The following is a 15,186-nucleotide window of genomic DNA, read 5'->3' as shown; positions in this document are numbered from 1 at the left end:
AACTGAATGAACTTTAGACGTCACTCACAGCTTCAGTATTTGAAGCAATGAAGTCTTTTTCTCAAAGAAATCTTGAAATGAGGATTTAAGTTTATGAAATATGTATAACTACGATGACGTACATAAAATCAAGGCCAATCTCGAGTGGATAGTGCATCAAGCCTCTGCCCGGTCTCATTTGCGCACTGAGCATGATCAATTAGTGATTTCCGATCTAATGGAACTCATCCAGACATATGAAACTCTTCTTGACCTCGTAAGCAAATTTGGTGCTTCTGTCTTAAATTCGGAAATCATAGCGGGTCTATCAATCACAGAGGAATTCATCGCTAAAGTTAAGCGAAACGAGGGTGCGATGTGAGCGACCAACACACTGAGTGGCGATTGATTTGTGTTTTGAAGCTTCAAACTGGTGGATTACAGTTTGAAGCTTGGGTTATTTAATTGCCGTACAGTCGATTGAAAAGCGCATTTTTCATCGCATTAGAATCAATCGGATCCACGTTTAACCAGGTCAATGTCTCACGATTCTTTTCTGCATTGAAATCAGAAAACACACCATGAATATCACCGCTATCAGGTGAGTAGAGAACAGCAATATTCTGTTCTGGACAACTGTGTGGTTTACACCCTGACAGTGCAATATACTTTTTGCCCGCAACTGTTACTTCGGTTGATGGCGTGCTCGTGCCACCACTTTTTACCCATGCAGGAAGTTTGTTTTTACTAATCAGCTGGGAGTAGCTTTTAGACGTGCTTTTTGCACTGGCGAAATCAGAAAGATACTGCCCCACGTCGGCAAGAGCACTGAAAGATACAAAAGCCATAGCAGCGATAAACACTTTACCTTTCATATTAATCCTCATTCCATAAAGACATCTCAACACTATACCTTATCGGCTACTATGTCAGCCCTACAGTTAGCTAGAGGATTCCATATTACTGCCTATCCCAAGTGATTAACTCAGAATCATCCTAATAGCTACCGCTTATGCTTGTTGATTACGGACTGCTTGCCAGACTATTCAAGACTCTGATGAGGAGTTTGCCAACTCCAGGGAAACATCCATAAAAAGAGCAAGTGAAACTGAGACTCTGGTAGCCCTCCTTGTGAGGGCATTTTTTTACAATGCTGCGCTTCGCTTGTTAAATATTGAGTCTTTTCTACAATTTAATAGTGCTTTGCTATGTCAGGTAAAGCCGTCGTTCAGGAATACCCGTGTGCTCAAGGACGAGCCATCCCTAATTCTTTCTTTCCAACTCGATCTGCCTTATGCCAGCGAAATTATTGTTGCCCTTTTCAATTACAGCCAGTAGCGGCTTAATCCACAATACTGCCTGGCAGTACGTCATGGAGTTGGTGGCAACGGCACGATCATCGGCTGTGTCAGGTCCATTGGAATCGGTGTGCATGGCGCTGGCACGTAAACGGTGCGCGTATTTGAGCAGCCCACCAGCAATGTCAGCAGGAACAGGCAGATCACAGGTTTTTTCACGGCGGAGAATCTCCCGGTATTCGATTACGGTTTCTTCGGTGCTGGTGTCAATCAGGGAGTTGAGCCTATTGGCATGTTCTGCAACCTGATTGAATCGATTGAAGTTGAATGCCTGGGTAGCGATAACCTGCCCCTGCAGAGAATTGTCACTTCGCAGAACGTCGTTTTCACTTTGAAGATTACTGGCCTCCAAGCAGCTCTTAACGAGGGCGACCGAAAGGCCAGCAATAATGACAACGCCGATAATACCCGGATTAATTTTCACTGGTCTATCCCCCAGCACGCCAGCGCACTTTCCTGGTCTCGCCGTTCTACCTGACCGTAGCAGCCGTTCTTCTGACCTTTAGTCATGCTGCAATCGCGACCACCGTCTTTAATCCACCAGCGGATTGCCTCGCATGCCCCGCGGCGGTCACCGGCATTAATGCGCTTATAGAACGTGGACGGGAAGCACTTACCCGGCCCGATGTTGTACGGACAGAAAGATGCGATCCCAGCTTTCTGAGGTTCGGTAATCGGGAACAGCCAGGGGAACGCAAACAGCGATACTCTTTGAAACTGCTCCAGTGAAATTCACGCGATTAATAAAACCACTCGTCCGCGCTTTTCCAGGTCTCCTGCAGGATATGTTCGACCTCCTTCTTGTCGCCTCCGAAAACAGTCAACCCATCATTGCCGGCACGCTTAATCGTAAGCTGGCAATCATCAAACTGTTTACTGAGTTTTTTGACAAGTTCTGACTCTAGCGCAGGTATAGCTCCATCAGGAAGTTTCTTCATGCGATCAATGGTTAACTCGATTGTCATTTTTCCCTCCACAATGAATTACTGTATGTATATACAGCATATTTATAAACTTATCTTACGGATTTTGCAACGCTTTCAGAACATCGAATGTGAATCAACCGATTTTTCTTGTAGAAAAAATCAAGTGTTCAATCCAGGCGGTAACCTAGATAAAACTCATCTTGCGTTGCAAAATAGCATAAGGATTTTAAAAGGTTGGAATTCATTCGCTTCAAAAACGGACATGAAAGCGATGAGTTAGAAAAGAGAAAAAAAACCTCACTTATGTTAAAAAATGGGTGATTATTAAATTGGTTTAATTTTAGCCAAATGTGATAAAGTGAAATACATTCATTGAGAGGCTAATAATCATGTCTGTTATCGATTACGCAATGAAACTGTTTAGAAGTGTATTAACCACCACCGTCACCTGCCCTTTTTGCGGATTAAAATCCACTCAGTCTTCCTCTAAACTGCGTCTAAAAAGCCCCATGCTTTGTCCGGGGTGTAAAGCACTTTTTATCTCTCCGCGCTAGCTTCACAGCCGATGTTCTACACTTAATAAAATATCAGCAGTTGTCAAATCCCCGATGCCTTACGCCCATCCTGAGAGAACGTTTCTGAACTGATTTCGCATCTGCTCCTGCGCGTTAACGTAGCAAAAGAGCAACCCAATGAAAATGAAACCTATTGCGTGGTTTAAGCGTTCTCGTATTCTGCCCGAAGGCAGCGCAAACATATCAGCCCCAGCCAACGATTCGGGAGGAGAAAACTATTTACGTTCGGAACTGTTTTCTACCCCTCAGTTGGAACGCTTTGGAAGAAAACTGGCTCGTACGCACAAATTGTCTCCGGAAATACTCCCGTACTACCTTCTTAAACGACTAACTGACAATGAAACGATAATTACGCGATGTTGCTATCTACTCAATGCAGGAAAAAAAACGAGTATCATGCCCGCAGGTGAGTGGCTGCTGGACAACTATTACCTGATTGAAGAGCAGATTCGCATGGTACGCCAGCACTTACCGAAAAGCTTTGGTAAGGGTCTTCCGGTACTAGCCTATCCACATAGATGTCCCAGAATTTATGACTTAGCCTCAGAGGCCATAGCGCATGGCGACGGACGCTGGGACACCAGCAGCCTTACCAGTTATATTTCCGCCTATCAAGAGGTGACACCTCTGACGTTGGGGGAGATATGGGCTTTGCCAGGAATGCTGCGTCTAGCGCTGATAGAAAACCTGCGTCGTGTGAGCAACGAAGTGACCCAGGCCCAGCAGGAGCGAAATCTTGCAGATATGTGGATAACGCGAATTTTTGATTGTGCAGAGAATGCTCCCGCCGACCTAATTTTGATTGTTGCCGATATGGCGCGTAATCATCCTCCACTGAGCAGTGCCTTTGTTGCTGAAATGGTTCGTCGTCTGCAGGGACATGGCAATGCTCTTGCACTCCCTCTGAATTGGATTGAACAACGTCTTGCAGAGCAAGGTGTTACAACTGAGATCCTGATTCATCGCTTCAATCAGCAGCTTGCCGCCAGCCAGCTTTCCGTCAGTAACAGTATTTCGGGTTTACGTCTGCTGAGTGAAACGAACTGGTCTGATTTTGCAGAGACCATCAGCGTAGTCGAGCAAACTTTACGCCTTGACCCAGCTGGTATATATCCTCGCATGCACTTCGACACCCGAGATCATTATCGCCATGTGATTGAAACGCTTGCCAGGGATGCGAGCTTGAGTGAACCGGAAGTTGCAAACCGCGTGTTGGCAATGTCTTGCGAACCGAGTCTAGATCCTGAGCACCGGCATATCGGTTATTTTCTGCTTGGGGGTGGAAGGCCACAACTCGAACAACTTTTGTCAGTTGAAAGGTCTCTATTGAAATGGCTACGGCAGAGTATGAATAAATCGCCCCTTCTGTCATGGCTTGGTAGCCTGAGTCTCTTGACCACGGCCGCTACGGCTACCATATTGTATGAAACTGCACTACAGGGTATATTCTGGCTGCTCATCACCCTAGCACTCCCCCTTATTGTTGCCATTAGTCAACTCGCCAGCGATATGCTTAGCGAAGCAACGACACGCTTTCGTATTCCCAGACCTCTGCCGCGGATGGACTTTTCAAGTGGGATACCAGTTGAATATGCCACAATGGTTGCGATCCCTTGCATGCTGACAAGCTATGAAAGCCTCAGCAAACTTCTCTCTCGCCTGGAAGTCTGCAGCCTTGGCAATCAGGATGAAAATCTCTACTTTGCACTTCTTACCGATTTTCCGGATTCATCAACTGAGGATACCGAGGAAAACACTGTCCTTTTAAGGCAAGCGATTGCTGAGACGCAGAGACTTAATCGGCGCAACCCTAGCGGCCGATCTCGATTTTATCTACTGCACCGCCGGCCGGTGTGGAACGATTCGCAGAGAATCTGGATGGGATATGAACGCAAGCGGGGCAAACTAGCTCTTCTTAACAGCTGGTTACGCCAACCGGGAACCCAGTTTTCGAGCGTTGCAGGCTTTCCCTCGCAGGCTTTGCCCGGACGGATTAAATACGTCATCACTCTTGACAGTGATACGCTCCTTCCTCGCGATACCGCCCATAAACTGGTGGCCACAATGGCGCATCCGCTGAATAAACCAGAATATGATCCAACGTTCCAACGAGTCGTTAAAGGGTACGGAATTTTACAGCCAGGCTTAGCAGAGGAAATGCCTCTTTACGGTCAGGGGCACTACGCCGCCATGCGCAGCAGCGTCCCGGGTAATAATCCCTATTCGATGATGTCTTCAGATATATATCAGGATCTTTTTGGCGAGGGATCGTTCGTAGGCAAAGGTATCTATGATGTAGATATTTTTGTCCAGTCCACTGCCAACGTCTGTCCGGAAAATCTTGTACTCAGTCACGACCTGCTCGAAGGATGTTACGCCCGCTCTGGTCTGCTGAGCGACGTTTTACTTTACGAACAATATCCAACTAATTATATCTCAGACGTCGCACGTCGTACGCGCTGGATCCGCGGAGATTGGCAACTGCTCAATTGGTTAAGGGTTCGGGTCAGAAAAGCTGACGGAAGCAGGGAAAAAAATCCATTGTCCATCCTTTCTCGTTGGAAATTATTGGATAATCTCCGACGCAGCCTGGTAGCGCCGTCGATCATGCTGCTTGTATTGAGCACGCTGCTCTGGCTCCCCAACCCTTTATACTGGTTTAGCGTGCTTACGCTAATATGGTTTCTTCCTGCGGCGCTTAGCATAGCATGGGATCTCGGTCATAAACCGCACCGCCGTCCCCTTAAACAACATCTGCAACTGGTCTCAGCTGGAGCCTTGAAGCGCATTTCACGTATCGGTCTCACGATTATGATACTACCCCACGAGGCCGGTTACTCATTATACGCTATTGGAGTTACGCTTTGGCGACTTGGTGTAAGCCAGCGTAACCTCAACCAATGGGTAAGCTATAACCCAGATAACTACCAATCCAGTATCTCGGTTTTAGGTTTTTATCGGGAAATGTGGCTGAATGTTGCCTGCGGTCTGAGTCTCACATCACTAGCATTGGTGTTTGATCCGCTGATGCTGTTCATCGCATTGCACATTAGCGTCGGGTGGTGCATAGCTCCCATTATTATGGCTTGGCTGAGCCGCCAACCCGCGCGTAAGCCCTTTTTGCCAGATCATAAGCAGAAACTTCTGCTGAGACAGACAAGCCGAGAAATATGGTCTTTTTTTGAGACCTTCGCCACAGCGAAAGAAAATTGGCTCCCCCCCGATAATTATCAGGAAATACCGCAGCCGACGATCGCGCACCGTACATCCCCTACCAACATTGGGTTATCACTACTGGCTAACCTTACTGCCTGGGATTTTGGCTATTTGCCAGGCGGCAGCGTCTTACAACGCATAACGCTCACGCTCGACTCTCTTGATAATATGGAACATTTTCGTGGTCATTTATATAACTGGTATGACACTCGAACACTTGCGCCGCTCAGTCCGCGTTACGTATCAAGCGTGGATAGCGGTAATATGGCTGGACATCTATTGACTCTGCGTGAAGGGTTACTAGCCATGCGAAACCAGCCGATTTTGAATGGCGAAAGAATACTTGCAGGGTTAAACGATACATTATTACTTCTTGAAAAACACTGGGGGCCGGGGGCACCGGATACACTTAAAGAGCTTCAAAAGCAGTGTTTCAGCTCAGTGGAACTTCCTTCGGGAGCTCTTTACAGCGAACTTAAAAAAATGCGTACTCAGTGCAAACATCTTACCGCTGCGAGTCAGCAGGAAGGTGATCTTGTGGTGCGCTGGGCCGAGCATCTGGAGCATCAGTTGGTTGAATTATGCCACGAATGGTCACATCTGCTCGCGTGGTTACCCCCTACATACCCAAGCGAGACATTGCCAACACTAAGCTGGTTGGCGCAGAGTACCGATACCGGAGAAGGAACGCCTCCTGCATCAGTTATTACTCACGCCCGTTTGCGGCTGGATATCATTAGCGAACTTGAAAAGAGGTTAAATGACCATGCGCGAATGGATTTTGCCTTTCTCTACAGCGAAGCTACCAGCCTGCTCAGTGTCGGATATAACTGCGACACAAATACCGCCGATAAAAGCCACTATGACCTTCTGCCCTCTGAAATCAGGCTGACAAGTTATCTCGCTATCGCGACAAATCAGCTTCCGATGAAAAGCTGGTATGCGTTGGGAAGGTTGTTCACCAATATCGACAATGAAACCTCGTTAATGTCATGGAGCGGCTCGATGTTTGAATACCTGATGCCGAATCTAGTGATGCCAAACTGGCGTGGCAGTTTGCTTGATGAAATGGGCAAATCCGCGGTGACACGTCAGATTAACTGGGGCAAGGAACGTGGCGTACCATGGGGCGTTTCTGAGTCCGGCTATCATGCATTTGATGTCCAGCGTAATTATCAGTATCAGGCATTTGGGGTACCTGGACTCGGTCTTCGCCGAGGACTTGCGGACGATATGGTAGTCGCGCCGTATGCAACACTACTGGCTCTGCTCGTTTACCCCCAGAAGGCCTGCGAAAACTTACTTAGACTGGAGCAGAGCGGTGCGCATGGCGAATACGGGTTTTATGAAGCGCTGGACTACACGCCATCACGGCTTGCTACCGGGCAACTGTACGCGGTTGTACAGTCCTGGATGGCACACCACCAAGGGATGGGATTCCAGGCGCTAGCGCATATCCTGCTTGATGCCCCAATGAACGAGCGATTTATGGCAAGCCCCACCTTTATGTCGGCGAATCTTCTATTGCAGGAACGCGTCCCGGATGCAGTCGATCTTTACAGCCCTCGCCGTCATTTTGAATCCCATGAAGGAAGGGTTAAACCGGTGCGATATGAACCGAGAGTTTTCAGTCATGTAGACAGCCCTACTCCGGAAGTACAGCTGCTCTCAAATGGGCATTACCACTTGATGCTGACGCCAGGTGGTGGAGGATACACTCGCTGGAATTCGATTTCAGTTACCCGCTGGCGCAGCGATACAACCCGTGATAACTGGGGATCGTTCTGTTATATCCGTGATCCGCATACGAATGAGGTATGGAGCAATACTTGGCAGCCCATGGGCGGAAATGCGAACAGCAGCGATGAGATAATCTTCACCGACGCAGGCGCAGAATTCAGGCGTACCTTCGGAGCCCTTAGCGTTAGGACACAGGTTGTAGTTTCCCCGGAGGATGATATAGAGCTGCGGCGCGTCACCCTGGTACACCATGGCCGTCTACCGCGAACGCTCGAGCTAACAACGTATGCTGAAGTGGTGATTGCTCCAGAAACCAGTGATCTAGCGCATCCGGCATTCAGTAATTTGTTCATCGAAACTGAGATTGACCACAGTCGGGACGCTATTCTTTGCCATCGACGACCGCGTTCTCCAGATGATCCGAGCCCATTTCTGTTTCACATGATGGTGGTGCATAGCAATGATCATAATGAAGCCTCGTTTGAAACAGACCGAGCTAAGTTTATTGGAAGGGGCAGAAGTCAGGCTGATGCCGCTGCTATCTATGCTAACGGGCCGCTCAGCAATACTTCCGGTGCCGTGCTGGATCCTGTCCTAGCGATCCGACAAGTTGTGAGACTCATGCCAGGTATTCCGATAACGATTGATATCGTTTATGGCATCAGTGAGAGCCGTCAGCAAAGCAAGGCATTATTGGAAAAATACCGTGATTACCCAATCGCTGAGCGTGTTTTTGAGCTTGCCTGGTCGCACAGTCTGGTAGTGCTAAGGCAGATAAATGCCAGCGAAGATGACGCAACGCTGTTTAACCGACTCGCTAGTGCTGTGCTCTATCCCTGTCACGAACTACGCGCCGACGATCAAGTCATAAGCCGTAACCGCCGCGGTCAGTCCGGACTATGGGGCTGGGGCATTTCAGGTGATTTACCGATTGTACTGCATAGCGTGACCAGCGATGAGAGTATGACCTCTATCACTACACTGATTCAGGCTCATCGTTACTGGCGACTAAAAGGGCTTGAAGTGGATCTTGTTATCCTCAATAACAGCGCAGGTGGCTATCAGCAGGCCCTTCAAACACTGATTATGGATTTAATCTATGCCGGTTCAGAAGCCAGCCTGCTGGATAAACCGGGCGGCATTTTTGTCCGTAACGGGGAGCATTTGTCTTCTGAAGATAAGCAATTGTTGATGAGCGTTGCATGTATGTATCTTGACGATCGCGCCGGCGGGCTAAACGAGCAACTTAATCAGCGGCTCCACTCGCCAATTAAACCGCAAAGGCCATTTGTATCTTTTGTCACTGAGGGAAGCAATCGACAGGAAGACTGGACGCCGCATATAGAACATCTGTTCAACTTCAATGGGCATGGAGGGTTTTCAGAGGATGGACGGGAGTATCAGATTATCCTGAAGGAAAATGTTCCAACACCGGCCCCTTGGTCAAATGTGCTGGCAAACTCCTGTTTTGGTAGCGTTATTTCAGAAGCCGGACAGGCTTACAGTTGGTATGAGAACGCTCATGAATATCGTTTAACTCCCTGGGAAAACGATCCAGTAAGCGACCGTAGCGGTGAGGCTTTTTATATTCGTGATGAAGAGAGCGGAACGGTATGGTCACCCACGACGTTACCTGTACGTGGCCGCGGGGATTATTTAACCCGTCATGGTTTTGGCTACAGCGTATTCGCGCACCGCGATAGTGGTATAGATAGCGAGTTGACAATACTGGTTGGCGAACACGATCCTGTTAAGTTGGCACTTCTGACGCTTAGTAACAATTCGGGCCGCACGCGCAAATTATCGGTCACAGGGTACGTAGAGTGGACGCTTGGGGAATCACGCTCGCGTTCTGCTCCCCATATCGTTACACATACGGTGGTCGTGCCGGGTGGTAGTGGAGTTACAGCAAATAACTTTTACGGAGCTAACGGCGAAGGACGCATTGCATTTTTCGCTGTCAACGATCCTCATTGTTCGTTGACAGGTGATCGCCGAGAGTTTATTGGCCGCAATGGCTCTTTGCAAAAACCGGCCGCAATGAAGCTTCGCAGCTTATCGGGAAATACGGGCGCTGGTTTGGATCCATGCGGTGCAGTTCAGTCTGTTACCACCCTAATTGACGGTGATCAGAAGACCTTCATTTTTGTACTCGGCAGCGAGGAAAACTCCGCCCGGGCTCAGACTATACTCGATCATTATTTGGATGAAAATATCGTTCGACAGGAGTTGGACAATGTCCATCGTCACTGGCACCGCATGCTGGATAAGATAGTGGTCAATACACCAGACCATTCAGTTGATAAGCTAGTTAACGGTTGGCTTCTATATCAGACAATGGCCTGTCGTCTCATGGCGCGCAGTGGTTATTATCAATCGGGTGGCGCATTTGGTTTTCGCGATCAACTCCAGGATACATTAGCACTGACCCACGCTGCACCGGAACGCCTACGCGACCAAATATTACTATGTGCGTCAAGACAGTTTATTGAAGGCGATGTGCAGCACTGGTGGCATCCACCTCACGGTAGCGGCGTACGCACGCGATGTTCAGATGATTTTCTCTGGCTACCGCTCGCCGTCAGTCACTACGTCGACACTTCTGGGGATATCGGAATACTAGAGCTGATGATTCCTTATCTGGAAGGACGTCAGCTCCAGCCTGGAGAAGAGTCCGTTTACGATACACCACTAATCAGCCACACCGAAGAGACGCTATGGCAACACTGCGTTAAAGCCATTAAGCATGGGCTTCGTTTTGGACAACATGGTCTGCCGCTAATGGGCGCTGGCGACTGGAACGATGGGATGAACCGGGTCGGCATCGAAGGAAAAGGTGAAAGCGTTTGGCTCGGGTTCTTCCTGTTCGACATTTTAAAGCGTTTCGCGACACTCGCTGAGCGTCAGCAAGATAAGCTTGTAGCATCGCTGTGTCGCACGGAGGCGGAACACTTGCAAAAAAATCTGAATGCGACAGCCTGGGACGGGGAATGGTTTCGGCGTGGATATTTTGACGATGGAACGCCTTTAGGATCCAAAAGTTCTCAAGATTGCCGGATTGATGCAATAGCTCAAAGTTGGTCCGTTTTATCCGGTGCGACAGACTGTGGACGTGCCGGTAAATCAATGCAAGCTCTGGACAAGCATTTGGTAAACTCCGAATCCAGGTTGATAAAGCTACTTTCGCCTCCATTCGATGGACACGGACCAAATCCCGGTTACATTCAGGGTTATGTGCCTGGTGTGCGTGAAAATGGCGGGCAATATACTCATGGTGCTATCTGGGCCGTGATGGCATTTGCCCGAATGGGAAATGCAGAGCGTGCGTGGCAACTCTGGTCACTGATCAATCCAATAAACCACACGTCTACTGACGAAGAAGTTGCGATTTACAGAGCAGAACCATACGTAATGAGTGCAGATGTTTACAGCATCGCGCCACATACTGGACGTGCAGGTTGGAGTTGGTACACCGGATCAGCGGGTTGGGCCTATCGTCTTCTTACAGAAGAATTGATGGGCATAAAACGTTCCGGTGATGTCTTGACCATACATGCCCTGTTACCAGCAGAGTGGGAGTCTTTTTCTCTGACATATCAACATGACGAAAGTTATTACGAGATTACCATTACACGTGGCAACGGGGAGTATCAGGTCATACTAGATGGTATCGAACTGTCTGATGACCGAATACCTTTAAAGCAGGATGGTCAAAGACACATAGTAGAGATCACTCAGAACTAAGGGATCTTAAGAGCGCATTAACGTCTACCGTTAATGCGCTGATTGTCTCTAAGCACTTCAATCGCAGTCTGCATAGCAACTTTATCATCACGTCTTTTTTGCTTACCTTGCATGACTTGAAGGTACTCGAGCAAGGTACGTGTATTAATCGGCCTTCCCTGTTTACCCACAGCAAGCACTGCTTCACCTAAAATAATTTTTACTGGTGGCAACTGCGCTGGGTACCAGTCAAGAGTGTCTTCTGATTTCATCATAAATTTCTCGTGGAAGGATATTGTAACATAAATCAAACAGTTGTTTTCTAAAAGTTCATATTTTATTCAGCAATAAATATTCATAACTTAACCCGACAATTTATATTTTAAAGCGTATAATAAATATTATATTTTTCAGAGGTTATTTTATGTCATTTACAGAAGGACTTAGACATTTTAAAGAAAGACCGGTCCATGTTGCTTGCCCGGTATGCGCATACAGAGCCAATCAGAAAGCAGGTAAACTAAGAAAAAATGCTATTCTGGAATGTCCTGCCTGCGGACTGTTGTTCAGGCCATCAGAATGCTGGTGCATCGGCGGTTGAACAGTTCCTGCAACTTAACTGATATCTGTAAATGCCAACATTCCTTTTATAGTTTAGTGGTAGAGGGCATTATGATGAAAGATAAAAAATCTGTTTTTATTGAAGGAGATATACTTTCGAACAGCTGTCATGGACAGATCGGTCAACATTTCTATATCCACAGAGTGAAATTTAGCAATGGTAAATATGCAATTGTACGGGAAGCATCAGGGATATGTTTCAAGCCAGGCGAAGTTATTCAACGAGATGATTGCAATTGGTTTTATAACTTAATCCAAATTCGTCTTCTATCTTTTGAGTATGTTGGGGAGGATGAATCCAGAAGGCAATTCCTCGAATATCATTAATAACCCACTGAGTCTTATAGAAAAAGAATTTTTCGCCTCACTAAACCATTTAGTTGGCATCCACTCCCACACGCAATCTGCCCCCCTGAATTCAGAAAAAATTCAATTATCTAAATGAAACGTTCCGCTGAAAAACAAACTCTTCAAATTATCCATGTGCATTACAACCTTCATTAGCTTAGGGAAATTTATGTCACAACTCTTTACATACAAATTACTTCATCCCCGCTACTGGTTTTCCTGGGCAGGCTTGGCACTTCTGTGGGTTATAGTCCAACTTCCTTATCCGGTTTTACATACTCTTGGTTCCTGTCTTGGAACAATCTCCCGGCCCTTTTTAAAACGTAGAGAAAGTATAGCGGTTAGGAATATTGAACTCTGTTTTCCCGATATGACTCCGATTGCCCGAAGCCACATGATAAATAATAACTTTGTTTCTCTCGGGCTGGGACTGATGGAAACTGGCATGGCCTGGTTCTGGAGCGATGCGAGAGTCAAAAAGTGGTTTGACGTAGAAGGGATTGAAAACTTGGCTAACGCAACCGGAGGGGTAATGGTTGTCGGGATTCATTTCATGTCCCTTGAACTATGCGGAAGAGTAATGGGGTTATGCCATCCAATGATGGCAACGTATCGGCCGCACAACAATCCATTGATGGAATGGGTTCAGACAAAAGGACGTATGCGTTCAAATAAAGCTATGATTGATCGACGTAATCTATCTCGATTAGTTCATGCACTCAAGGCTGGTGAAGCTGTGTGGTTTGCACCAGATCAGGATTACGGGCCTAAGGGGAGCGTTTTCGCACCCTTTTTCTCGGTAAAAAAAGCAGCCACAACGAACGGAACGTACGCACTTTCAAAACTCGCTGGAGCAAATTTGATCACACTTAGCATGATTCGACGGAGCGATAAAAAAGGTTATCATATGTATATCAGTAATCCATTGTTAGGATATCCAGAGGACGATAATATCGCTGCAGCTGCTTATATGAATAAAATCATCGAGCGTGAAATCCTCCGCGCCCCTGAGCAATACCTGTGGATGCATCGAAGGTTCAAAACGCGCCCAGAAGGAGAAGACTCTTTATACAAATGAGTTTTTCACAGAATTATTCAAATGATTGTCCAGTGGACCTTTCTCAACACCACTCGCACCTCATGCTAGCTTTCATCCGTTCATATTCCGACCTTAGCAATTCAGAGGTGTAGGATCCAATAGAGCGGCCAAAGCTAGGATTTCGTACTGCCTAATCCTCAAGATAAAAAAGGTACCATGGGAAAAGTGATTAATATGATTGAGTTATTAGACAACTATTTCTCCGCACATCACTCAGTCAGCATCAGTCACTTCAGCTACGCTTTATGTGTTCAGCAATGAGCATGTGGTATAAAAAATCTCTTTCGGCTCCATAGCAGTAGCGCTCACGCTTGCATCCCCTTTCCCCTTGCCAGGTTGATTCTGTCAACGTATTCCCTCAATGCTTTGACTTGCTCCGAAGAGAGTTCAGTTTCATCAATGGTGGCCAGAAGAGCGTTGAGGGAGCGCTCAATATCGTTTTTAATTAGCCGTAAACAGATAGTCTTAACCCAACGTGGCGAGAATTTGCTGAGGCCGATTGATCTCGTGATTCTTAATCTCATTTTGATACCTCTTTGTCGCCAGAGGAGGCGACTTGTTACTCGGTTATAACACTCGATGGAGATAAAGCCTTTAACTCATTCGTTGTGCGGCACGAGTCTTCAGAATCTTTGCTGGCACACTTACCCCCTCCCACCAGCCTTCATCCGGTCATATTTAGCCTTTAAAAGCTCCGCTGGCGTTGGCCCCTTCTGAACCACTGGCGAGGCCAACGCGCGCCGAACAGGCGGGATTGGCTTCCCGGCCAGCACCCGCTTTTCCCACATATCCAGAATATCGCCGGTTTCATGCTCGAGTTCTTTGTGGCACAGTTGACCATCAGTTCCCCGGCGCCGCAGCTCGAGGCAGATGTGATAGTAAATGGGTTTAGGCCAGGGATACTGCTCACTGCTCGGGTAACGAAACACCAGCTTACGCCACTTCCAGTACTCAGCCATAACGTCAGCGGTGGTGATCCCCAGCACGCTGCGCCCTTCCCTGCACCACTTGATGAACTGGCCTGGCGACGGCAGGAACGGGCGCTCTTGGCGGCGAACCATGCGCATGCCGGCATCAACCTGCTCCATGGTGGTTATCCCGTTTTCTTTGAACGCCAGCACCCACTGACGGCGAATCTCGTTCACGTCTTCCTGGCTGCGATTACCGGGAGTGCCCCTAAGGTACCAATCACTTTTCACCACCGGGAGTTCGGTAAAACGGAAACGCAGAAACTGCACTTTGTGTTTATGCCTCGACCTCAGAAAGGCAAGCAAGCTGCGTACTATTCAGTCAGTTCAATTGTGTCATTATGGGATATTACGGTAAGACGATCGGGAATTCGCCGCAGACGCCCCTATCAGCTGCGTCATACATACGCATGCTGGATGTTGTCGGCAGGTGCTAATCCTGCTTTTATAGCGAATCAGATGGGTCATGAGAATGCAGAGATGGTCTTCCATGTATACTCTGCGTGGATAAATGCTCTCGATAGCGATCAGGTATCATTTTTGAATCAGCGCTTTGGCGGATATGCAAATGCCCCTATAGTGCCCCTGAAGGTAAAAACAAAGTAGTTAATTACTTGATTTCCCGGTGATATT

8 protein-coding genes and 3 pseudogenes are annotated in these 15,186 nt (G+C 47.5%); 5 read left to right on the top strand and 6 right to left on the bottom strand.

Features of this window, described 5'->3' with window-relative positions; all coding sequences use genetic code 11:
• Positions 1 to 440: 440 nt before the first annotated feature.
• From NI40_RS09875 to NI40_RS09865, 4 genes and pseudogenes are all read right to left on the bottom strand, one after another.
• A complete protein-coding gene (locus NI40_RS09875; RefSeq protein ID WP_045143001.1) occupies positions 441 to 854 on the bottom strand; it encodes an Ivy family c-type lysozyme inhibitor in 414 nt (137 codons plus the stop codon).
• 388 nt (positions 855 to 1,242) lie between these two features.
• On the bottom strand, positions 1,243 to 1,761 hold the full coding sequence (locus tag NI40_RS09870) for a hypothetical protein (RefSeq protein WP_039262740.1): 519 nt from the start codon (positions 1,759 to 1,761) through the stop codon (positions 1,243 to 1,245).
• Positions 1,758 to 2,015: pseudogene (locus NI40_RS22765) on the bottom strand (glycoside hydrolase family protein); the annotation flags it as partial. The pseudogene NI40_RS22765 and the gene NI40_RS09870, both read right to left, overlap by 4 nt.
• Before the next feature lie 62 nt (positions 2,016 to 2,077).
• Entirely contained in the window at positions 2,078 to 2,302 is a 225-nt protein-coding gene (locus tag NI40_RS09865; RefSeq protein WP_039262741.1) for a DinI family protein, read from the bottom strand.
• 350 nt (positions 2,303 to 2,652) lie between these two features.
• Here NI40_RS09865 and NI40_RS24195 point away from each other — a divergent pair, with 350 nt between their 5' ends.
• The gene (locus tag NI40_RS24195; RefSeq protein WP_218055124.1) at positions 2,653 to 2,817 is read left to right on the top strand and encodes a YnfU family zinc-binding protein; all 165 of its coding nucleotides are present in this window, start codon (positions 2,653 to 2,655) and stop codon (positions 2,815 to 2,817) included.
• Positions 2,818 to 2,955: 138 nt separating this feature from the next.
• The gene (locus NI40_RS09860; protein ID WP_039262742.1) at positions 2,956 to 11,538 is read left to right on the top strand and encodes a GH36-type glycosyl hydrolase domain-containing protein; all 8,583 of its coding nucleotides are present in this window, start codon (positions 2,956 to 2,958) and stop codon (positions 11,536 to 11,538) included.
• A 17-nt stretch (positions 11,539 to 11,555) separates the two neighbouring features.
• Here NI40_RS09860 and NI40_RS09855 read toward each other — a convergent pair whose 3' ends face one another.
• On the bottom strand, positions 11,556 to 11,789 hold the full coding sequence (locus NI40_RS09855; protein WP_039262743.1) for a hypothetical protein: 234 nt from the start codon (positions 11,787 to 11,789) through the stop codon (positions 11,556 to 11,558).
• Between the two features lie 152 nt (positions 11,790 to 11,941).
• On the opposite strand from NI40_RS09855, the gene NI40_RS24475 reads away from it, so the two are divergent.
• Together NI40_RS24475 and lpxP are read left to right on the top strand one after the other, a co-directional pair.
• Positions 11,942 to 12,118 carry a YnfU family zinc-binding protein gene (locus NI40_RS24475; protein WP_217498535.1) on the top strand — a complete coding sequence of 59 codons (177 nt, stop codon included), beginning with the start codon at positions 11,942 to 11,944 and terminating at the stop codon, positions 12,116 to 12,118.
• A gap of 537 nt (positions 12,119 to 12,655) precedes the next feature.
• Positions 12,656 to 13,564, top strand: coding sequence for a kdo(2)-lipid IV(A) palmitoleoyltransferase (gene lpxP, locus NI40_RS09850; RefSeq protein WP_039262348.1), 909 nt, complete (start codon positions 12,656 to 12,658; stop codon positions 13,562 to 13,564).
• Positions 13,565 to 14,229: 665 nt separating this feature from the next.
• On the opposite strand, the pseudogene NI40_RS09840 reads toward lpxP, so the two are convergent.
• Positions 14,230 to 14,748: pseudogene (locus NI40_RS09840) on the bottom strand (replication protein P); the annotation flags it as partial.
• Between NI40_RS09840 and NI40_RS22755 the strand changes: the two are divergent.
• Positions 14,746 to 15,159, top strand: a pseudogene (locus NI40_RS22755) (tyrosine-type recombinase/integrase); the annotation flags it as partial. The pseudogenes NI40_RS09840 and NI40_RS22755 sit on opposite strands and share 3 nt — an antisense overlap.
• Between the last annotated feature and the right edge of the window lie 27 nt (positions 15,160 to 15,186).

Source organism: Enterobacter sp. E20 (assembly GCF_000801755.2).
Classification (GTDB): domain Bacteria; phylum Pseudomonadota; class Gammaproteobacteria; order Enterobacterales; family Enterobacteriaceae; genus Enterobacter; species Enterobacter asburiae_B.
This window is presented reverse-complemented; position numbering and strand designations above follow the sequence as displayed.